Source organism: Pseudoalteromonas sp. SM9913 (genome assembly GCF_000184065.1).
GTDB classification, from domain to species: Bacteria; Pseudomonadota; Gammaproteobacteria; order Enterobacterales; family Alteromonadaceae; genus Pseudoalteromonas; species Pseudoalteromonas tetraodonis.
The window spans coordinates 3,305,001-3,326,324 of the sequence record NC_014803.1; the positions used below are offsets into that span (position 1 = coordinate 3,305,001).

The window sequence follows — 21,324 nt, forward strand, 5'->3', positions numbered from 1 at the left end:
AATGCTTTATTTCAGTTTTATTAAATTAATTTCAATTTAGTACAATATCCATACAAACAAAGGGCTGCAGGGCTGCTTTTGATTAAAAAGCATTCACATAAGGCATGATTATTGAGAGGGGAGGAAGTAAAAGCGATTTATAGATAACCGCTACATCGCTTTTACTTAAAACTTTACTAATTACTGAGTTGTTATTTCCCATACGGCAATTGAGCCTGAGATTTCATTACCGATTATAAGCAGTGCTTCGTTTGTTGCACTTTGCGCTGCAGGAACAAATGTCATTCCTTCAGGAGCAAGATCGCCACTTATATCTGCACTTGGTTCTAAACCACGATTATAAAAGTAGTCTTGAAATTTCACATCGTAAGGGTTGGTTATATCAAACACCATTATTGTGCCCATACGCTCTAAGCCAACAAAAGCAAATAACCTATCGCCAACCTCACCTAATGTTAGCGCTTCGGGTTCTGCCCCTTTATCATCTGAACGTGTATCGCCTTTATTTTCATCTTCATTATTATTGAATGCATTGCCATGAACAGAAGCCGTTACTCGTGCAATTTGATCGCCTGAGTCAAACACCACCAGCCCATTGCTATCCCAAATGGTAAATGACCGTGCGCCATAAGCATAAAGCGATTCGTATTGGCCATCGTTATTTTTATCACCTTTTACTGTTGTAACTTTTAAACGACCAATGTCGTTATCATCGTTATTTAAGTAATCGAAGTTAGCTGCGAGAGCTAGATCTTCTGCGCGGCTTTCATCTATATATGCCAAACACCCATCTTTAGCGTCATAATCAAGGCCGCCCTGAGCGATGCAATCAGCTTCATCGCTTGCATCAAAAAAGTATTCGCGTGCATCACCCTCGTTGGCAGATACAATAAAGTTGGCTCCTTTCCAACTAAAACTTGCAATTGTATCTGGCTGATACATGCCATATAAACCAGGGTATGATTTAAAGTTAACACCGCCGTCTTTGTCTGAAGCGTCAAATTGTAAGTTTGACCAATCTTTAAAACCGAGTCCTTTTAGCTCAAGGGAATTATCTTCAAGGTTGATGATGGCTAGAGCGTTATTTTCTTGAATAGAGACATAAGCGTATTTATTATCCTTGGAAATGCTCACATATTCTGGCTCTAAATCCATCGCAACCGTGGTATTTATTAAATTACCATTAATAGTACGTCCAGTAGGATTGGCAAACACTAAGCCCTGCGCTTCTAATTCTGCTTGCTTATTATTGTAAGCTTGAAAGTTTATGCTCAAAGCGGTATCGGCAATAGTGCCGTTATTGATATCGATAATGCTAATTGTGCCTTCGGGGTCGATACTGTAGTCGCCATTAGGTTCACCTTCATTAGCAACCACTACTTTTGCACCATCATGGCTAAATGTCACCATGTCGGGTAGGGCACCTACAGTTACATTTTTAATAAATACTGGTGTATCTCCGCCAATATTGTAAAACGCTATTTGGCCAGCTTCGCCCACGTTTGTAGCAGCCATTGCTACCGCTAATAATTGGTTATTTGCATCGATAGCTATGCTGTTTGCATCACCAGGCGTATTTTCATTTAGTGAGAGCGTAATGGCAGAGGCTAAGTTGGTCGCGGTTACAATACCTTCGTTATCTTTTACTAATGCTGCAGTGTCGAACGTATCGGCAGGAATTATATTCACAACTGCCTCATCGCCAGAGCTATTAATTGCATAAATCCACTTTTTAGAGGCTTGGTAGGCGACTATTTCAGCTGCACCCTCTGGGCTTTGTGCATTGAGTACTGCGCGGCCAATAAGATTGATATTTAAACCTGAATTTGCATTAGTGCCGTTTTCGCTATTATTACCCGCTGTACCTTGTACACCCTGTGCGCCATTTTGACCGTCATCACCATCTAGTGAGCAACCAGTTAATAGTGATAGCAAAGAAAGGGCTATTATTGATTTGTTTAACATTATTGTTTTCCTTAGTGTTGTATTAGTTAAATATCAACACACAGGGATGACAACAGTATGGCACTTTTATTTATAGAATATTTAAGCAATAAAAAAGCGAGTATAAAACTCGCTTTAATAGGGCTTGGCCTGTTACTCATTAAAACGGACTGGCCGCTACATATTATTTATATAATCATCGCGCCTTTTTCGAGTTATTTTTATAAACTCTTTTAACTCATCAACGGAAGGTTCAATACCTTGTTGGTTTTTCTGTTCAAACCAATCGGTAACATCACTGATTATGACGGAACCACCCTGTAGGCATAATTCATCATTTTTTAGCCAAACATCGGGATCTCTTAATGATGGACTGGTATACCAATTACAAAAGCTATATCCCTCGAGTGTTAATTTAGACTCAATATAAAAACTATTAGCAATAGATAAAATTATATATAAAGGTATTGCGCGCAGCATAAGCTTTACCATTAACCTTATTGTTTTTTCATTGCGGAAGTTCAATACTTTTTGTAAACCTGCAATTGTCATTAAAACAGGAAATGGAGCCATTACTATTATCGGAGCCAACAAGCCGCTTTCTCGAATATAATAAAGCGACTCATCAAAATAAACATTTTCAACAAACCCATAATAAGAGAAGTAAAATAAAGCAATTGTAAATAATATAAAAGCAAACAGGCCTATCACAACAGTTAATTTATGCTCGAAGCTTTGTTCTGTAAAACGTTCCTCGGATTTTTCCCATTCTAAAATAGACATTGTTTATAGCTCATTTTTATTACTATTTAGATTTATAGATGGCAACCCAAATAAAGAATTAAAAAAGGCATAGGGATCTTCAGAAAAACCCTGTTTCAGCTTTTTATTTATGTTAATTATTCCAGAGCTAATATCGCTTTCAATTTTTCTCAGCTTAAATGCGATAGCATCTACGATTGGGTCTGTTGAAAAAACCATTGTGAGATCAGTAAAAGCGAGCCCTACACTAACAACAATAATAAGGGGTATTACAGCACTGATAACAATAACAGCCCCAGCAAAGGCCGTTGCAATATGCGTTACAGCCACTGTCGTAGCTATAGCTGCTCCAACCACGGCCATATCTACAGCTATACCAGCAACTAAGTAATGCCATGTTTTTTGGTCATTTAAAGCTTGGTCGATTGCATGAAATGTCACTGAAATAATTAAACTAATAACGAAGCCGGTTTTCATCGCTTTGGCTGCTTCGAGCTTACCCACACCTATAGTGAATAGCTTAGGGTTACTAGCCAAATAACGGGTACCTGTAAGGTGAGCGCGTATTCCAGGATAAGAGTCAATTATGACTGTGGGTAGCCATTGCAAAATTCTGGCTGTAGACATCTCGAACATATAGCCGAATTATTAGGTCTGCTTTATTTTATCTACCAAGTTCCATTCTTGTCTTTTTAATAAAAGACTCTAATTCATTTAGAGTCGGTTCAGTTCCTTGCTCATTATGCATTTCAAACCAATCATAAATATCACTAGTGATTACAGAGCCATCTTGTAAGCATAACTCATCGTTTTTCAACCAAACATCAGGATCACGAACTGAAGCACCAGTGTACCAATTACAATAAATGTAGCCTTTGCTCTTTAAATTAGCTTCTATAACTATGTTAGTCGGGATTGATAGAATTAATAAAACAATTAAACCTACAACAGCACTTTTAAATGCATTAACTAAAGTTAATTCTATATCAAATCCCAAAAAACGCTGTAGGGTCGATAAAAAAATTAAAAATAAGCAAGGCAATAATAAAAAAGATAAAAGTATAGTAGCTTGCTCTTTTATAAAAAATTGAGGTTGACTAACTAAAAATATAGTTTCCACTTCGGAAAAAAAGTTTAAGGCTATTTTATAGCACAGTCCTCCACTAACAATTAATAAGAAAAAAATAGATGCTATTTCTTTCATATTTGTAAGAGATAACTTTTTATCTGCTTTTTTCCATTCTAAAAATTTCACAAGTTATAAGACCTAGCTTTATTAAAAATAGGAACTCCAAAAATTTTATGTAAAAATTCATTTGGACTTTCTTTGTATTCGTTATTGATTTTCTGCGCTCCAGCCCTAATTTTAAATACACCACTTTGTATATTACTTTCGATGTTTCTTAATTCTTCAGAAAGTACTTTTACATAATCACTTGTATCCGAAAATGCAATTGAGAAAGCAACCCCAACAATTACAACGACCAACAAAGGAACTAAAACTGAACCTGCAATTATTGTTGCTAAACCTGCTGATGCAGCTCCCGCAGCACCTAATATTGTACTAGTAGTTAAAATAGCAGCTCCAACCACTGCCATATCAACAGCAATTCCAGCAACTAAGTCATGCCATGTTTTTTGGTCATTTAAAACCTGGTCGATTGCATGAAATGTCACTGAAATAATTAAACTAACAACGAAGCCGGTTTTCATCGCTTTGGCTGCTTCGAGCTTACCCACTCCTATAGTGAATAGCTTAGGGTTACTCGCCAAATAACGGGTACCCGTAAGGTGAGCACGTATTCCAGGATAAGAACTGATAATAATAGCAGGAGAGCCATTGTAAATTTTTATTTTAAACTTACCGAAAGCATTACCTTGGCGCTGCATTGCAACAGCTATAATGGCTAATGCCTTCATATCATCAAATAGAGGATAAAGGCCTGCGCCTGTCTTTAGAGGATCTTTTATTCGCTCCCAAATACTCGATGCTGAGTTATGCTGTGCTAATACACCATCAATCCAGTCAACCGCTTCAGAACGAGATTTACCTTGTTTCATTTTTACAGAAATAATGTAATCAACAAACTCTGCTGAATTCATTAGTAATAGAGTATGGTTGTTACCGGCAAGAAGCGTTTTTATTTGGAGTTGGCGTTGTCTTTGTGCAATTGCACGACGAGCATGAGCAGACATAGTAAATCCTTATTGTCTATTGTTAATCCATTAACTTAGCATTGTAAGTATTTTATGGACAAAGGCAATAAGAGCGAGCAAAAAAAGCTCGCTTTTAGGTACTTATAAAATCACTTTTTAACTGGGCGTTTCCAACCATCTAAATTGCGTTGCTTGCCACGTGCTACGGCTAACTGATCATCCGCGACGGTATTGGTAATAACAGAACCTGCACCTACAGTTGCTGTAGCACCAATATTTACAGGAGCAACCAGTGATGAGTTAGAGCCAATAAAGGCATTATCGCCAATAATGGTTTTGGCTTTATTCACGCCATCGTAGTTACAGGTAATCGTGCCTGCGCCAATGTTCACTTTTTCGCCAATTTCAGCATCACCTAAGTAACTTAAGTGGTTTGCTTTAGAGCCTTTGCCTAAACGGGTTTTTTTCATTTCGACAAAATTGCCAATGTGGGAGTCTTCTTCCATTACTGCACCAGGGCGAAGGCGGGCGTATGGGCCAAGGGTACAATGAGCTGCAACTGATGCATCTTCAATCAATGTATTGGCTTTAATAACAACATTATCGCCGATGCTACAGTTTTTAAGTACGCAGTTAGGGCCAATTTGTACGTTATTACCTAAGGTTACTGTACCTTCAAAAATAACATTGATATCTATGAGGACATCTTCACCTGTTTTAACGTCGCCACGTACATCTATGCGAGCAGGGTCGGCAAGAGTTGCACCATTTAGCATCAGCTCTTCTGCTTGCCATGCTTGATAAGCACGCTCTAATCCTGCAAGTTGTACGCGGTTATTTGCACCTTCAACTTCCATTGGGTGATCTGGTTGTGCTGATGTAATTTCCACCCCTTCACTATGCGCCATTGCAACTATATCTGTGAGGTAGTATTCGCCTTGAGCATTATTGTTAGATAGGTTACCTAACCATGTTTTTAAAAGCTTACCATTAACCGCCATAATGCCGGTGTTTACTTCGTTTATAAGTAGTTGCTCTGCGCTTGCATCTTTTTGTTCAACAATACCCACTAGCTTGCCATCAACACGTAGCATACGCCCATAGCCATTTGGGTTTGCAAGGTTAACAGTAAGAACTGCTAAGCCATTCATAGGTGTTGCTGCTAATAAACGTTCAAGTGTCGATTGCTTAGTTAAAGGTACGTCACCGTATAAAACCAGTACAGTGTCGTCGTCGTTAATATGAGGGTTTGCTTGTGCCACTGCGTGGCCTGTGCCTAGTTGCTCAGCTTGCAGCACCCAATTTACGTTATTATCGGCTAATTGTTGTTGTAATAGTTCGCCGCCATGACCATAAACTAAGTTAGTAGATGTCGCACCTAGCGCGTTGGCATTATCGATAACGTGTTGCACCATAGGTTTACCTGCCACTTTATGCAGTACCTTAGGAAGAGCAGAGCGCATACGAGTACCTTTACCCGCTGCAAGAATAACCGTTGTTAAAGACATTAAAACAATTTCCTTTTTCCGTTGTTTTAGCTTAATAGAATAAGTGTGCTGCATAGTAGATTACGTAAGTCACATCATGTGCAAATACTCAGTAGGCTAAGCAATGACTACTGAATCTTAACTTAAGCAAAGTAACACCTAATAGAATAGGGTTATTGTAGCGAGGATCGCGTGCAGATATAAGTAATAATGATGAGATATTAGCCATAACGATCAATTTATTTACAGATAGGCTGAAGTAGTTAGTTATTGGCACAAAAAAGCCCACATAAAGTGGGCTTTTAAAAACCAGATAGGCTTACTTTTTACGTAATTGCTGAATAATGCGTAGCTGAGCAATTGCTTCAGCTAGTTGCATTGCTGCTTGATTGTAATCAAGTTCAGCAGATGCGCCTTTTGCCATTTGGGCTTCAGCGTCACGCTTAGCTTGCTCTGCAGCTTTTTCGTCTAGGTCTTCACCACGAACAGCTGTATCAGCAAGTACGGTCACTATGTTCGGTTGAACTTCTAGTGTACCGCCAGCAATATAGATGAGTTCTTCTTCACCAAATTGCTTAACTAAACGTACCATACCAGGTTTAAGGGCAGTTAGTAGTGGGGCGTGACCGGCGTTAACACCTAACTCACCTTCACTACCAGATACTTGAATAGATTCTACTAAACCAGAAAATAATTTCTCTTCAGCACTTACTACATCAAGATGTACAGTCATAGCTGCCATACTACCCTCCTAATTACATGCTTTTGGCTTTTTCTTGAGCTTCTTCGATAGAGCCAACCATGTAGAACGCTTGCTCTGGCATATCATCAAACTCACCGTTTAAGATACCTTTGAAGCCTGCAATTGTGTCTTTAAGTGAAACGTATTTACCTGGCGCACCTGTAAATACCTCTGCCACGAAGAATGGCTGAGATAGGAAACGCTGGATTTTACGTGCACGAGATACAAGTTGCTTATCTTCGTCAGAAAGCTCGTCCATACCTAGAATCGCGATGATGTCTTTAAGCTCTTTGTAACGCTGAAGAACTGTTTGAACGCCGCGCGCTATACCGTAGTGCTCTTCACCGATTACTTGTGGATCAAGCTGACGTGAAGATGAATCAAGAGGGTCTACCGCTGGGTAGATACCTAGTGATGCGATATCACGTGAAAGTACCACTGTTGCATCTAAGTGAGCAAACGTTGTTGCTGGAGATGGATCCGTTAAATCATCCGCAGGTACGTATACCGCTTGGATTGAAGTAATTGAACCTGTCTTAGTAGATGCGATACGCTCTTGAAGTACACCCATTTCTTCAGCAAGTGTAGGCTGGTAACCTACCGCTGATGGCATACGACCAAGAAGTGCTGATACTTCTGTACCCGCAAGTGTGTAACGGTAGATGTTATCTACGAAGAAAAGTACGTCGCGACCTTCGTCACGGAACTTCTCAGCCATAGTAAGACCTGTTAACGCTACGCGTAAACGGTTACCCGGTGGCTCGTTCATCTGACCGTATACAAGCGATACTTTATCAAGTACGTTTGAATCGTTCATTTCATGGTAGAAATCGTTACCCTCACGAGTACGCTCACCAACACCTGCGAATACGGAGTAGCCGCTGTGCTCGATTGCGATGTTACGGATAAGTTCCATCATGTTTACGGTTTTACCAACACCGGCACCACCGAATAAACCAACTTTACCACCTTTAGCGAATGGACATACAAGGTCGATTACCTTGATACCCGTTTCTAAAAGTTCTACTGAGCTTGATTGCTCTTCGTAAGTAGGCGCTGCACGGTGGATAGACATACGCTCGTCTTCACCGATTGGACCTGCTTCATCAATTGGCTCACCAAGTACGTTCATGATACGACCTAGGGTCTTAGTACCAACTGGAACTTGAATTGCTTCGCCTGTGTTTGCTACTGCAGCACCACGACGTAAACCGTCTGTAGTACCTAGTGCGATAGTACGTACCACACCGCCACCTAGCTGCTGTTGAACTTCTAAAGTCAAACCAGCTAAATCGCCATCTGTTACTTTTAGCGCGTCATATACGGCTGGCACGCTGTCTTGTGGAAATTCGATATCCACAACGGCGCCGATAATTTGGACGACCTTACCTAAACTCATGTCTATTCCTCTCGTTAATCTTTGCCTGAAGCATTAAACTGCTGCTGAACCAGAACAAATCTCACTAATTTCTTGTGTGATTGCTGCTTGGCGAGCTTTGTTATATACAAGCTGTAACTCATCCATAAGGTCACCGGCATTATCAGTTGCAGCTTTCATTGCAACCATGCGGGCAGCCTGTTCAGAGGCAGCGTTTTCAACTACACCTTGGTATACCTGAGACTCAATGAAACGTACTAACAAAGACTCTAAAATAGCCTCTGGGTTTGGTTCATATAAGTAATCCCACGCATGTGTAGATACTTCTTCTTCAGCTTTTGGCAAAGGGAGTAACTGATCTACTATTGGCTCTTGCTTCATGGTATTAACAAAGTTGTTATATACCAGGAATAAACGGTCAATTTTACCTTCAGAGAATGCATCTAGCATTATTTTTACTGGACCAATTACGTCCTGTACTGAAGGCTTATCTCCAAGACCTGCTTTTTTAGCAAGTACTTGACCACCAAAACGTTGAAAGAAGCCAGCTGCTTTACTACCTAAAGTAGCAAAATCAGCATCTACGCCTTTTTCTTTCCACGCTTTAATCTCTAATGCGACTTTTTTAAACTCGTTTGAGTTTAAACCGCCACACAGACCACGGTCAGTAGAGATAACAATATAACCAACTCGTTTTACTTCACGTTCTTCTAAGAACGGGTGAGTAAAATCAAGATTTGCTTGAGCAACACGACCAATCACTTTACGTAATTTTTCAGCGTATGGACGGCTTGAAGCCACTCGTTCTTGCGCCTTTTTCATTTTAGACGCAGCAACCATTTCCATTGCGCTAGTGATCTTTTGAGTATTTTTAATACTGCCGATCTTGCTTTTAATCTCTTTTCCGCTGGCCATGACTCTCTCTCCGAATCAAGGTGTGCTTTAAGATATAAAGCACACCATTAATAACTAAATTACCAAGTTTGCGTAGACTTGAACTTCTCTAGAAGTTCTTTAAGCTGCGCTTCGATCTCGGCGTTGTAGTTACCAGTTTCATTGATTTGAGCCATAAGCTCTGCGTATGTGCTATTTGCGTAAGAAAGTAAAGCCGCTTCGAAATCCATAATTTTAGCGATTTCGATGTCTTTTAAGTAACCTTTCTCAGCTGCGAATAACGACAAAGACATTTCAGCAACAGACATTGGCGCGTACTGTTTCTGCTTCATTAGCTCTGTTACACGCTCACCATGCTCAAGTTGAGCACGAGTAGCATCATCAAGGTCAGACGCGAACTGCGAGAACGCAGCTAATTCACGGTATTGAGCTAGGGCTAGACGGATACCGCCACCTAGTTTCTTAACGATTTTAGTTTGTGCAGCACCACCAACACGCGATACCGAGATACCAGCATTTACTGCCGGACGGATACCTGAGTTGAATAAGTCAGTTTCTAAGAAGATCTGACCATCGGTGATAGAGATAACGTTTGTCGGTACGAACGCAGAAACGTCGCCGCCTTGAGTTTCAATGATAGGCAATGCCGTCAATGAACCTGTTTTACCTTTCACTTCACCGTTAGTGAATTTTTCAACGTAATCAGTGTTTACACGTGATGCACGCTCTAAAAGACGCGAGTGAAGGTAGAATACGTCACCTGGGTATGCTTCACGGCCTGGTGGACGCTTAAGTAGCAATGAGATTTGACGGTAAGCAACAGCTTGCTTAGATAAATCATCATATACGATTAATGCGTTTTCACCACGGTCACGGAAGTATTCACCCATAGTACAGCCCGAGAACGGTGCTAAGTACTGAAGTGCCGCAGATTCAGAAGCAGATGCTACAACTACGATAGTATTTGCAAGTGCACCGTGCTCTTCTAATTTACGTACTACGTTAGCAATAGTAGATGCTTTTTGACCAACCGCTACGTACACACACTTAACGCCTGTGTCTTTTTGGTTGATGATTGCATCGATTGCTAGTGCAGTTTTACCTGTTTGGCGGTCACCGATAACAAGCTCACGTTGACCACGACCAACTGGAATCATTGCATCGATAGATTTGTAACCAGTTTGCACTGGCTCATCTACTGATTGACGCTCGATTACACCTGGTGCAATTTTTTCTACAGGTTCAAAACCGTCGTTATCTAAAGCGCCTTTACCATCGATAGGAGCACCTAGTGTGTTTACAACACGACCAAGTAGACCCGCACCAACAGGCACTTCTAAGATACGACCAGTTGTGTATACTTTTACGCCTTCAGTAAGGTCAGCGTAAGGACCCATTACTACTGCACCAATTGAGTCGCGCTCAAGGTTTAGTGCGATAGCATAACGGTTGCCAGGAAGCTCAATCATCTCACCTTGCATACAGTCAGCTAGACCGTGGATGCGAATGATACCGTCAGTAACAGATACAATTGTACCTTCGTTACGAGCTTCACTTACAACTTCGAACTTCTCAATACGTTGTTTGATCAGATCTGAAATTTCAGTGGAATTAAGTTGCATGCTCTTTTTCCCAATTACGATTGTAGTGTTGTGGCTAAGCGATTTAATTTACCGCGTAAAGAGCCGTCAATTACAGTGTCACCCGCCTTGATAATAAGGCCGCCAACAACTGTAGCGTCTTCACTACAATTCAGCTTAACTTTGCGTGCGAAACGTTTTCCAAGTGCCGCTACCAATGATTCTTGCTGCGCTGCAGCAAGAGGCGTTGCCGAAATCACGTCAATATCGATTTCTTTGTCATAGTCTGCTTTTAAAGCAGAAAATAAATGAGCAACTTCAGGTAGTGCAATCAAACGTCCATTTTCAGCCATCACCTTAACTAGGTTCTGACCTTGTTCGTTGAGCTGCTCACCACATAAGTTAATAAATAACTCAGCTTGTGCAGTAGCAGTAGGCAATCCAGCTAAAATGGTTGATGCCTGTTCATTGCTGGCAACGTGGCCAGCAAAGAACAACATGTCATTCCAACTTTCAATGGTGCCTTTTTCAACGGCAAGTTCAAAAGCCGCTTTAGCGTATGGGCGAGCGATAGTAGTCAATTCAGACATGCTCATACCCTCCTAATTACAGCTCAGCGACAAGTTTTTCAACGATGTCACTATGTGCGGCTTGATTGATTTCGCGCTCTAAAATTCTTTCTGCGCCAACCACAGCCAGAGTTGCTACTTTCTTACGTAGCTCTTCTGTCACACGGTTACGCTCTGATTCAATTTCAGAGTGCCCTTGAGCAATAATTTTTTCACGCTCTTGCTGACCACGAACAGTTTCTTCGTCAACAATTAGCACGGCACGCTTTTTAGCTTGTTCAATGATATCAGCCGCTTGAGCCTTTGCATCTTTAAGCTGTTCTGCAGCTTTGTGTTGCGCAAGTTCTAAGTCTTTTTCGGCTCTATCAGAGGCAGCTAAACCATCTTCGATTTTCTTCTGGCGAGCTTCAATTGCACCGTTTAGTGGTGGCCATACGTATTTCATACAAAATAATACGAACACCGTAAACGCAATTAATTCACCGATAAGAGTGGCGTTTAAGTTCACAACCGCTCCTCCTTAAATAGTAAGCTGTTCAAAAAATAAAATTAAAGTACGAACAACAATACCATCGCGATACCAACACCAATCATTGCTACAGCATCGATTAGACCAGCAAGGATAAACATTTTAACTTGTAGCGATGGTGCAAGCTCAGGTTGACGCGCACATGCTTCAAGGAATTTACCGCCCATGTTACCAAAACCGATTGCTGTACCGATTGCACCGAAGCCGATAAGTAAAGCTACTGCGATGTACTTAAGACCTAATACTAGTTCCATTTTTTTCTCCAAAGTTTCAATTGTAATTAAAAGTAAAAATTAAAAGTTATAAATTAGTGATTATCCGAACTTGCCATGCTTAGGTATACGATTGTAAGCATCATGAATACGAATGCTTGCAATACAATTACCAAGATATGGAATACAGCCCATACAAAGTGCAACGGTAGTTGCATTAAACCTATTGCACCGATAAGGATGAAGATTAACTCACCTGCATATAAGTTACCGAACAAACGCAGTGCCAGTGAAAACGGCTTAGAAACCAATGCGATAAGCTCTAGTAATAGGTTAAATGGGATTAAAAGAATCTGCATAGCTGTATTGTTTGAACTAAACGGATGAAGTGTTAGTTCTTTAATAAAACCGCCGATACCCTTTATTTTTATTGAGTAACCAATCATTAGAATGAACACGCCCAGCGCAAGTGCTGCGGTCATGTTGATATCTGTAGTTGGTACAATTTTCATGTATACGTCGTGTGAATCCATACCAAATGCAGTTTCGCCAACAAAGCCGGCAAATGCTGGTAGGAAGTCAACTGGGATTAAATCCATTAAGTTCATTAAGAATATCCACACGAATATAGTTAATGCTAATGGTGCAATTAGCTTACTTTTACCGTGGAAGGTATCACGTACGTTGTCGCCAACGAACTCAACAACCATTTCAATGAAACACTGAAATTTTCCAGGTACACCCAGAGTTGATTTTTTTGCGGCACTACGGAAGATCCATAAAAATATTAGACCTAGTCCGATAGACCATGCGAGGGTATCTACATGCCATGTCCAGAAACCACTATCCGTACATGCTTTATTGAAGGCAAGACCAGCGTCGGTCGAGCACATCTTAGCATTGGTTAAGTGGTGCTGAATATGGCTAGATAGAGTAACTTCTTCTGCAGCCATGTTATATCCCAAAAGTTAATGTTTAAAAAAAACGGGTGTAAACAATCCTGTAAACAACACCAACACATAAGCACAAAAGAAAGGTAATAAAACTACCGGATAAAGCTTTAGCATTAGTGCAAACAAAACGATTGTTAGCATAAATTTTAATCCGTTGCCGCGTTTCAACGAGGCATACGCTTGATTTGCTCGACTTGCACCCATATATCTGAATGCATAAAGCGCAAATACAAAGTTAGGAAGTACTGCGACAGCGCCACCAGCTAATGCTGAAAGTGCGGCATTGGTTTCCCAACCTATAAAAATTATTAGTGCAGCTAAAAGGGCTACAAATCCCTGAAGGCAAATTAATTTTAATGCGGCAAGCCTATACGGGCCTGCTAACTTATTAGTCACTTTTAATTAACCTTTATGACGCTCTAATTGTCAGGGTATGAAAACTGGCGAAATTATACTTAATCCTGCCAGTTTTGCAACTTGAGTAGGTGCTTTGTAACACAAAATCGCTGTAAATGTCCCTTTTTAGACATCCAATGAATTAATGGTGGGAATAGTCTTGATTGATACGGTTTAAAATACCGTCTAACTCGTCAAGATTAGTGTAAGAAATAACCAACTTCCCTTTGCCTTTTTTGTTGTAATTTATTTCTACTTTTGCCCCTAGGTTATCAGCAAGTTGTTGCTCTAACTGTTTAACATCTGGGTCTTTTTCTATTACTTCTTTTGCTGGAGCAGGCTCTAAAATAGAGCGCACTAGCTTTTCAGTTTCGCGAACGGTCAATGCTTTCGCAACAGCTAAACGGGCTGCATCTGATTGCACTTCACCTTCAAGTGCTAATAAGCAACGAGCGTGACCCATTTCAATGTCACCATGCTCTAACAATATCTTTACATCGTTATTAAGATTATTTAAGCGTAATAAGTTAGTCACGGTCGTACGCGATTTACCAACTGCATCCGCCACTTGTTGATGCGTTAACTCAAACTCATTAAGCAAGCGATTAAGCGCTATCGCTTCTTCCATGGCGTTTAAGTCTTCACGCTGAATATTTTCAATTAGGGCAATAGCAACGGCCGCTTCATCGGGTACATCTTTAATAATACACGGTACAAACTCAAGCTTGGCAATTTGAGCCGCGCGCCAACGACGTTCACCGGCAATAATTTCATAACTGTTATACGCTACTGGGCGCACAACAATCGGTTGAATTATCCCTTGTGAACGAATTGAACTGGCGAGTTCTTCAAGTGCCTCTTCAGACATGTCTTTACGAGGTTGGTATTTCCCTGAGTGTAAAAACTCGATGGGTAGTTTTTGTAATTCACTGTTGCTAGGCTGTGCCGCATTTTCAACTGCGTTTGTTACATTGGCGCTGTCGTGTTCCTTGCTTTCGCTTGGTGCAGGTTTAGATGAACTTAAAAGTGCATCGAGTCCTCGGCCTAAACCTCGTTTTTTAGCAGACATGTTATTTTTTTACCTCAAAGTTAGGCGACAACGGGAGTTGTTTTTTCTTTTCTGCGTAGCATTTCACCCGCGAGAGCTAAATACGCTTTCGCACCACTTGATGCTCGATCGTAGTACATTGCCGGTGCGCCAAAACTTGGGGCTTCTGCAAGTCGAACATTACGTGGGATCACCGTACGGTATACTTTATCGCCAAAATGTTGTTTTAATTGTTCTGATACATCATTTGCTAATCTATTACGCGGATCGTACATAGTACGAAGTATGCCTTCAATCTGTAAGTTAGGATTAACTAACTTAGCAAGTTGCGTAATCGTGTCCATTAATGCGGTTAATCCTTCCAATGCATAATATTCACATTGCATAGGGACTAAAATAGAATCGGCAGCGGCCATGGCATTAACGGTTAACATATTTAAAGAAGGTGGGCAGTCTATAAAAATAAACTCGTACTGATCCTGAATTTTTTCAAGTGCATTGCGTAAGCGTACTTCGCGAGCAAATAATTCCATCAATTTAACTTCTGCAGCGGTCACATCGCCGTTTGCAGCAATCATATGATACTCGCCTGAGGTTTCTTTAATAATCACCTCATCAATAGGCTTATCTTCTATGAGTAAATCATAGATAGTAGGGACGTCACCATATTTGTCGACGCCACTGCCCATGGTCGCATTGCCTTGCGGATCGAGATCTATTAACAGCACTTTACGTTTCGTTGCAGCCATAGATGCAGCGAGATTAACGGCAGTGGTCGTTTTACCTACTCCGCCTTTTTGATTTGCTAATGCGATGACTTTTGCCACAGTGTCTCTGATCCCTAGTCTTTAGAAAGAATTATTAAATGTCGTTGTGCATCTAAATCGGGTACTTCTAATGCAATTTTTTGCTCAAACTTAACACCAGCAGGGAGTGAGTCTAATTCCTCACTTGGAAATACCCCTTTAAGTGCAATGAACTTACCTGAATGATCGATTAAGTGCGAACACCAGTCAATCATATCTTGTAACGATGCAAATGCACGACTTAGTACGCCATCTAATTTAACACTTGGTTGATATTCTTCAACTCTTGACTGCACAGGAGTCACATTATCAAGGCCAAGCTCATGTTTAACATGCATTAAAAAACGTACACGTTTACCTAAACTATCTAATAATACAAACTGCGTATCGGGTAAGGCAATAGCTAACACTATGCCCGGTAAACCAGGACCTGTGCCAACATCAATATAATGATGACCGGTCAAGTGAGGCGCAACAACTAAGCTATCCATTATATGTTTAACCATCATTTCTTGAGGTAAACGTACTGAGGTTAAATTATAGGCTTTATTCCACTTATCGAGTAATTCGACATAGCTAACAAGTTGTTGCTGTTGTTTTTGTGTTAGCGCAATATCAGTTTGCGCTAACAAAGTTGTTAATTGTTGCTGTAACACAATGTACCTTTACCGTTACGCAGTTTTGCGCAACAAGCCTTGCTTCTTCAGATACACTAATAATAGCGAAATCGCCGCTGGGGTGATACCAGAAATACGCGAAGCTTGACCAATAGTGTCTGGACGAGCATCAATTAGCTTAGCAACAACCTCATTTGATAAACCAGAGACGGTTTTATAATCAAACTCTTTTGGTAAAATAGTTTCCTCATGACGAAGCTGCTTATTGATCTCATCTTGCTGGCGTGCAATGTAACCTGCGTACTTAGTATGAATTTCAACCTGCTCTAAGGCGGCCTTATTGGTAAACTCAGATCCGAGTCCTTCAATGGCCATCAAGTCGTTATAACGCACTTCAGGTCGGCGTAATAATTCTTCTAAGCTGGCTTCACGCACAAGTGGCGTTTTAAGTAATTCATTTACTTGATCAACAACCGCATGATCTTTATGGATCCAGGTATCTTTAATACGCTGTTTCTCTTTAGCGATCACTTCCATTTTTTCGTTGAATGCTTGCCAACGTTCATCATTAACTAAACCTAATTCACGGCCTTTTTCAGTTAAACGTATATCAGCGTTGTCTTCACGTAGTAACAAACGATATTCAGCACGGCTAGTAAACATGCGGTATGGTTCTTTTGTACCCAGTGTTGCTAGGTCGTCAATTAGTACGCCAACATAGGCTTCATCACGACGTGGCGTCCACGACTCTTTGCCTTGCACTTGTAATGCCGCATTCATACCTGCGATCAGACCTTGTGCGCCCGCTTCTTCGTAACCGGTCGTACCATTAATCTGACCAGCAAAAAATAAACCATCAATAAATTTAGTTTCTAATGATTGTTTTAAGTCGCGCGGATCAAAAAAGTCATATTCAATAGCGTAGCCAGGACGACAAATATGTGCATTTTCAAATCCGGTGATCGATTGCACAATTTCTAACTGCACATCGAACGGTAAGCTGGTTGAAATACCGTTAGGATATAACTCGTATGACGTTAAGCCTTCTGGCTCTACAAATATCTGGTGCTTATCTTTATCAGCAAAACGGACAATCTTATCTTCAATAGACGGACAGTAACGTGGGCCTATTCCTTCGATAACACCTGAGTACATAGGTGAGCGATGTAAGTTTTTGCGAATAACATCATGTGTTTTTTCATTGGTGTAAGTGATGTAACACGGAATTTGTTGTGGGTGGTCACTTTGTTTACCCATAAATGAGAATACCGGTGTTGGTGCATCACCTGGTTGTTCTTGCATTTTAGAAAAATCAACAGTGCGTGCATCAATACGTGGTGGTGTACCTGTTTTTAAACGATCCACTCTAAATGGAAGTTCGCGTAAACGATCAGCCAATGCAATTGAAGGTGGATCGCCTGCACGGCCACCTTTAAAGTTTTCAAGACCGATATGAATTTGGCCACCTAAGAATGTGCCTACGGTTAGTACTACACTAGGGGCACTGAAACGCAGACCCATTTGGGTAACGACACCTGTTACACGGTTGTTTTCAACGATAAGATCATCACATGATTGTTGAAAAATCTTTAAGTTTTCTTGGTTTTGAAGTGTGTTCTGAATAGCCGCTTTGTACAAAGCACGATCCGCTTGAGCACGAGTAGCTCGTACAGCAGGGCCTTTAGAAGAATTAAGCGTACGGAATTGGATCCCGCCTTTGTCAATAGCCTGAGCCATTGCGCCACCAAGGGCATCAATTTCTTTAACTAAGTGGCCTTTGCCAATGCCACCAATCGCTGGGTTACAAGACATTTGACCAAGGGTATCCATATTGTGAGTCAGCAGCAGGGTATTCATCCCCATACGGGCAGCTGCCAATGCGGCTTCAGTGCCAGCATGTCCACCACCTACTACGATAACGTCAAAATTTTCGTGAAAAATCATTAATGGGATCCTACTTAAATCAAACCAGTAAACTTCAAAAGGGAGCGTATTCTACCTAGAAATTAGCAGAAGATAAATGATTAAACAGTGCTCAAGATCTAAGTAAGTGATCTCTAATAATATAAAGGATCTTTTAAAGAGATCTTTTAATACTATTACTACTACTGATCAGCTTTTCTGTTGATAAGCTTTAGATCATGATTAAAAACATATAATTAGATCGGATCTAAAGGTGTTAATATGATCGGATCTTCAGGCAAATAAGCTCTGATCAAAACAGGCTGTTATGCACAGGCCGATCAAGCCTCGATCTTATCCCATGGATAAGCATGGTTAAAAAAGCAGTTTAATCAGTGTTTATCCACAAAATCTTTTAAATTATTAGTAAATTGTGGGTAACTTTATTTATAACTTTTTACTTGATCTTTCTATTTTAGACCTGTTTTTGCTATCCACGAGTCTAACCAAGCTAAGGCCGTATCTTCTGGAAGTGCTTCATCAAGAATATTCAGTTCTAACCGCGGTGCTAACTGTATCGCGCCTTTTTGGCTTAAAAGCGTATCTATATTACGCCCTGCAAGGTTATACGTGTCATAACTGGTATCACCTAAAGCGATGACCGTGTACTTTAAGTGCGATAAATCATCAACTTGAGATAACTCATCAACAAAGTTAATAAGGTTTTCTGGGTAATCACCCGCACCATAGGTTGATGTACAAATTAACCAAATGGTATTTTGCTGATCTATTTCACTAAATTCAGGTTGATCATGTAGTTGGGTATTAATACCTTGGCTATTAAGCGCATCGCTTAGTTGCTCGGCAACGTATTCTGCGGATCCCATTTGACTACCAACGATAAGATTTACTGAACTCATGAATATTTGTGATCACTATTAGTTTTAATTGCCGCCTATGATAGCCCAGTGAGTATAACAGTAAAGTTAAGAGTGCTATTTTGTATAACTATTTTTGTACTTATTTAAGCCTTTACTTAAATGTATTGTTTAACTACCTGATAATTAAAGGTTTAACAAAATATCTTTAAATGTAATCTTCTGATCAAGTTGTTGATAAGGTTGGGGAAAGCTCTGCTTAACTATCAATTAAAGTTGCAGTTTTATTGCTAAGTCATTGATTTTATATTTAGTATTTTCCACCAGCGATTGAAAATAAACGTATAGATGCTTGTTGATCTTAATGTGGATATAAAGCTTGTTGATAACCTTAAATTGGGATCGAAAAAAATTTTAAAAAATGATCTATTTGATTAGATCGGGCTAAATATCCATTATTATTTTTTATAAACAGCCCTTTTTTAATTAAATACAGCTTATTTCCCCATTTTAAAGACGTTTAATTCCTCGCTGAAGCAAAAAAACACGCAATTGTGGATAACTGATCTGCAAAAAAATAAATTTGAGTGATCTAAAGTGAATATTTAACTGAATTTTGCTGGTGGTGTAGACGAACAAAACGTATTTTTTAGCTACGTTTTGTTTTTATGACTTGATCATTCCCCCTATTCAAACATGGATAACCAATGCTATAGCTTCACTTTTAGAGTGTTTAATAGGCATAACTACGGCTATTTTTTCTATAAATTAAGGCTTTCTAGCCGCTATTTGCTGTGATTATTAGCGTTGTTACATCTTTTATGTACATTATTAAAGGCGAATTGAGGCTGATATAAGTGCAGCTTAAACTGTATTTGTAGTCTGTTTGGTTTTTAAAGTGGATTATTAAAGCACAGCTAGGTGAGTTGTTATTGTAAGATTGGGCATTAAAAAGGGCGCCTAAGCACCCTTAATAAATTATATCGTTACTTATTAATTCGACTATTTACCGATACAGAACGAGCTAAATATTTTGCCAAGTAGATCATCTGAGGTAAATTCACCAGTTATTTCGTTAAGATACTGCTGCGTTAAACGCAGTTCTTCAGCCAAAATTTCACCGGCAACATGCATTTCTAATTGTGTTTTACCGGTATCTAAGTGGTAGGCTGCATGCTCAAGGGCATCTAAGTGACGACGACGCGCCATAAAGCCACCCTCTGTGGCCCCATCAAAACCAATACAGGCTTTTAAGTGCTCACGCACTAGTTCTATGCCGTCAGCATTCTTAGCGCTTAAACTGATGACCGGATATTGTTGCTCTTGATCCATACCGACTACATCACCTGATAAATCGGCTTTGTTTCTGATCACGGTCACGCCCATACCTTGGGGTAACTTAGCCATAAATTCTGGCCAAATAGCATGAGGGTCGGTATCGGCTGTATCTGTACCATCAAGCATAAATAACACGCGATCGGCTTGGTTTATTTCATCCCATGCACGCTCAATACCTATTTGTTCAACGCGATCTGGGCTTTCACGCAGGCCTGCGGTGTCGATTATATGTAGTGGCATACCATCTATATGTATGTGCTCACGAAGTACATCGCGGGTGGTGCCGGCTATTTCAGTTACGATTGCCGCTTCTCGTCCTGCTAATGCATTAAGTAAGCTTGATTTACCTGCATTAGGACGACCTGCAATAACGACACGCATACCTTCGCGCATTATGCTACCTTGTTTGGCTTGATTAGTAACCGCATTGAGTTGCTCAATAATGGCATTCAAATCCCCGCCTACTTTTCCGTCTGATAAAAAATCGATTTCTTCGTCAGGAAAATCAATAGCTGCTTCCACATACATACGTAAGTGAATGACTTTTTCTACTAGGGTTTCTATGTGCTTAGAGAATTGGCCTTGAAGTGACTGTAGGGCGCTTTTAGCCGCTTGCTCACTGGTTGCATTTATTAAATCTGCAATAGCTTCAGCTTGAGTTAAATCAAGCTTGTCGTTCATAAAGGCACGCTCAGAGAATTCACCAGGCTTTGCTAAACGTACACCGTCTATTTTACTTATTTCTTTAAGTAGCATATCAAGGACAACAGGGCCACCATGGCCTTGAAGTTCGAGTACGTCTTCACCGGTAAATGAGTGTGGGCCGGCAAAGTAAATTGCAATACCTTGATCAAGCTGATCCCCTGCAAGGTTATTAAAAGGCACGTAGTCGGCAAAGCGAACTTTAGGTATTTTACCTACTATTTTCTCAGCGACTTGTTTTGCTAGGCTGCCTGAAACACGAATAATACCAACCCCACCACGTCCTGGTGCGGTTGCTTGTGCTGCGATAGTGTCTTGATTAATCATGCGTTTGAAATTGCCAATATGAAAGTGAATGCTGGTTTGTATTGTAACCTATGGCTTTATTTCATGCGAATAGCTGTATGTAAAAATGCGTCAGCAGATACAT

At 40.3% G+C, this 21,324-nt stretch carries 21 protein-coding genes; all 21 read right to left on the reverse strand.

The window, feature by feature from the left end; genetic code table 11:
- Positions 1-180: 180 nt before the first annotated feature.
- The 21 genes from PSM_RS15165 to mnmE all read right to left on the reverse strand — a co-directional run bounded on the left by PSM_RS15165 (position 181) and on the right by mnmE (position 21,221).
- On the reverse strand, positions 181-1,965 hold the full coding sequence (locus PSM_RS15165) for a choice-of-anchor I family protein (protein ID WP_013466256.1): 1,785 nt from the start codon (positions 1,963-1,965) through the stop codon (positions 181-183).
- Positions 1,966-2,121: 156 nt separating this feature from the next.
- Positions 2,122-2,727, reverse strand: coding sequence for a DUF1240 domain-containing protein (locus PSM_RS15170; RefSeq protein ID WP_013466257.1), 606 nt, complete (start codon positions 2,725-2,727; stop codon positions 2,122-2,124).
- Positions 2,728-2,730: 3 nt separating this feature from the next.
- A complete protein-coding gene (locus tag PSM_RS15175) occupies positions 2,731-3,243 on the reverse strand; it encodes a hypothetical protein (RefSeq protein ID WP_013466258.1) in 513 nt (170 codons plus the stop codon).
- A gap of 127 nt (positions 3,244-3,370) precedes the next feature.
- The gene (locus tag PSM_RS15180) at positions 3,371-3,961 is read right to left on the reverse strand and encodes a DUF1240 domain-containing protein (protein ID WP_013466259.1); all 591 of its coding nucleotides are present in this window, start codon (positions 3,959-3,961) and stop codon (positions 3,371-3,373) included.
- A complete protein-coding gene (locus PSM_RS15185) occupies positions 3,958-4,902 on the reverse strand; it encodes a hypothetical protein (protein ID WP_013466260.1) in 945 nt (314 codons plus the stop codon). Before PSM_RS15185 ends, PSM_RS15180 begins: the two co-directional genes overlap by 4 nt.
- 110 nt (positions 4,903-5,012) lie before the next feature.
- Positions 5,013-6,371 carry a bifunctional UDP-N-acetylglucosamine diphosphorylase/glucosamine-1-phosphate N-acetyltransferase GlmU gene (gene glmU, locus PSM_RS15190; RefSeq protein WP_013466261.1) on the reverse strand — a complete coding sequence of 453 codons (1,359 nt, stop codon included), beginning with the start codon at positions 6,369-6,371 and terminating at the stop codon, positions 5,013-5,015.
- A 298-nt stretch (positions 6,372-6,669) separates the two neighbouring features.
- Positions 6,670-7,092 carry a F0F1 ATP synthase subunit epsilon gene (locus PSM_RS15195; protein WP_008464176.1) on the reverse strand — a complete coding sequence of 141 codons (423 nt, stop codon included), beginning with the start codon at positions 7,090-7,092 and terminating at the stop codon, positions 6,670-6,672.
- 13 nt (positions 7,093-7,105) lie between these two features.
- A complete protein-coding gene (gene atpD, locus PSM_RS15200) occupies positions 7,106-8,491 on the reverse strand; it encodes a F0F1 ATP synthase subunit beta (protein WP_008464175.1) in 1,386 nt (461 codons plus the stop codon).
- Between the two features lie 33 nt (positions 8,492-8,524).
- Positions 8,525-9,385, reverse strand: a complete 861-nt coding sequence (atpG, locus tag PSM_RS15205) for a F0F1 ATP synthase subunit gamma (RefSeq protein WP_008464174.1) — start codon at positions 9,383-9,385, stop codon at positions 8,525-8,527.
- Positions 9,386-9,444: 59 nt separating this feature from the next.
- Positions 9,445-10,986 carry a F0F1 ATP synthase subunit alpha gene (atpA, locus tag PSM_RS15210; RefSeq protein ID WP_013466263.1) on the reverse strand — a complete coding sequence of 514 codons (1,542 nt, stop codon included), beginning with the start codon at positions 10,984-10,986 and terminating at the stop codon, positions 9,445-9,447.
- A gap of 14 nt (positions 10,987-11,000) precedes the next feature.
- The gene (atpH, locus tag PSM_RS15215) at positions 11,001-11,534 is read right to left on the reverse strand and encodes a F0F1 ATP synthase subunit delta (protein ID WP_013466264.1); all 534 of its coding nucleotides are present in this window, start codon (positions 11,532-11,534) and stop codon (positions 11,001-11,003) included.
- 16 nt (positions 11,535-11,550) lie between these two features.
- A complete protein-coding gene (atpF, locus tag PSM_RS15220) occupies positions 11,551-12,021 on the reverse strand; it encodes a F0F1 ATP synthase subunit B (RefSeq protein WP_013466265.1) in 471 nt (156 codons plus the stop codon).
- A gap of 41 nt (positions 12,022-12,062) precedes the next feature.
- A complete protein-coding gene (gene atpE, locus PSM_RS15225) occupies positions 12,063-12,296 on the reverse strand; it encodes a F0F1 ATP synthase subunit C (protein ID WP_004335261.1) in 234 nt (77 codons plus the stop codon).
- A gap of 53 nt (positions 12,297-12,349) precedes the next feature.
- On the reverse strand, positions 12,350-13,207 hold the full coding sequence (atpB, locus tag PSM_RS15230) for a F0F1 ATP synthase subunit A (RefSeq protein ID WP_013466266.1): 858 nt from the start codon (positions 13,205-13,207) through the stop codon (positions 12,350-12,352).
- A 15-nt stretch (positions 13,208-13,222) separates the two neighbouring features.
- On the reverse strand, positions 13,223-13,603 hold the full coding sequence (locus PSM_RS15235) for an ATP synthase subunit I (protein ID WP_013466267.1): 381 nt from the start codon (positions 13,601-13,603) through the stop codon (positions 13,223-13,225).
- A gap of 142 nt (positions 13,604-13,745) precedes the next feature.
- Positions 13,746-14,672 (reverse strand): ParB/RepB/Spo0J family partition protein, encoded by a 927-nt coding sequence (locus PSM_RS15240; protein WP_013466268.1) that lies wholly within the window; start codon positions 14,670-14,672, stop codon positions 13,746-13,748.
- A gap of 20 nt (positions 14,673-14,692) precedes the next feature.
- A complete protein-coding gene (locus PSM_RS15245) occupies positions 14,693-15,478 on the reverse strand; it encodes a ParA family protein (RefSeq protein ID WP_008112117.1) in 786 nt (261 codons plus the stop codon).
- Between the two features lie 14 nt (positions 15,479-15,492).
- The gene (gene rsmG / locus PSM_RS15250) at positions 15,493-16,113 is read right to left on the reverse strand and encodes a 16S rRNA (guanine(527)-N(7))-methyltransferase RsmG (protein ID WP_013466269.1); all 621 of its coding nucleotides are present in this window, start codon (positions 16,111-16,113) and stop codon (positions 15,493-15,495) included.
- A 15-nt stretch (positions 16,114-16,128) separates the two neighbouring features.
- A complete protein-coding gene (mnmG, locus tag PSM_RS15255; protein WP_013466270.1) occupies positions 16,129-18,018 on the reverse strand; it encodes a tRNA uridine-5-carboxymethylaminomethyl(34) synthesis enzyme MnmG in 1,890 nt (629 codons plus the stop codon).
- Positions 18,019-18,446: 428 nt separating this feature from the next.
- Positions 18,447-18,896: a flavodoxin domain-containing protein gene (locus PSM_RS15260; protein WP_024601476.1), complete on the reverse strand. Its 450-nt coding sequence runs from the start codon at positions 18,894-18,896 to the stop codon at positions 18,447-18,449.
- Between the two features lie 960 nt (positions 18,897-19,856).
- A complete protein-coding gene (gene mnmE / locus PSM_RS15265) occupies positions 19,857-21,221 on the reverse strand; it encodes a tRNA uridine-5-carboxymethylaminomethyl(34) synthesis GTPase MnmE (protein WP_013466273.1) in 1,365 nt (454 codons plus the stop codon).
- Positions 21,222-21,324 lie beyond the last annotated feature (103 nt).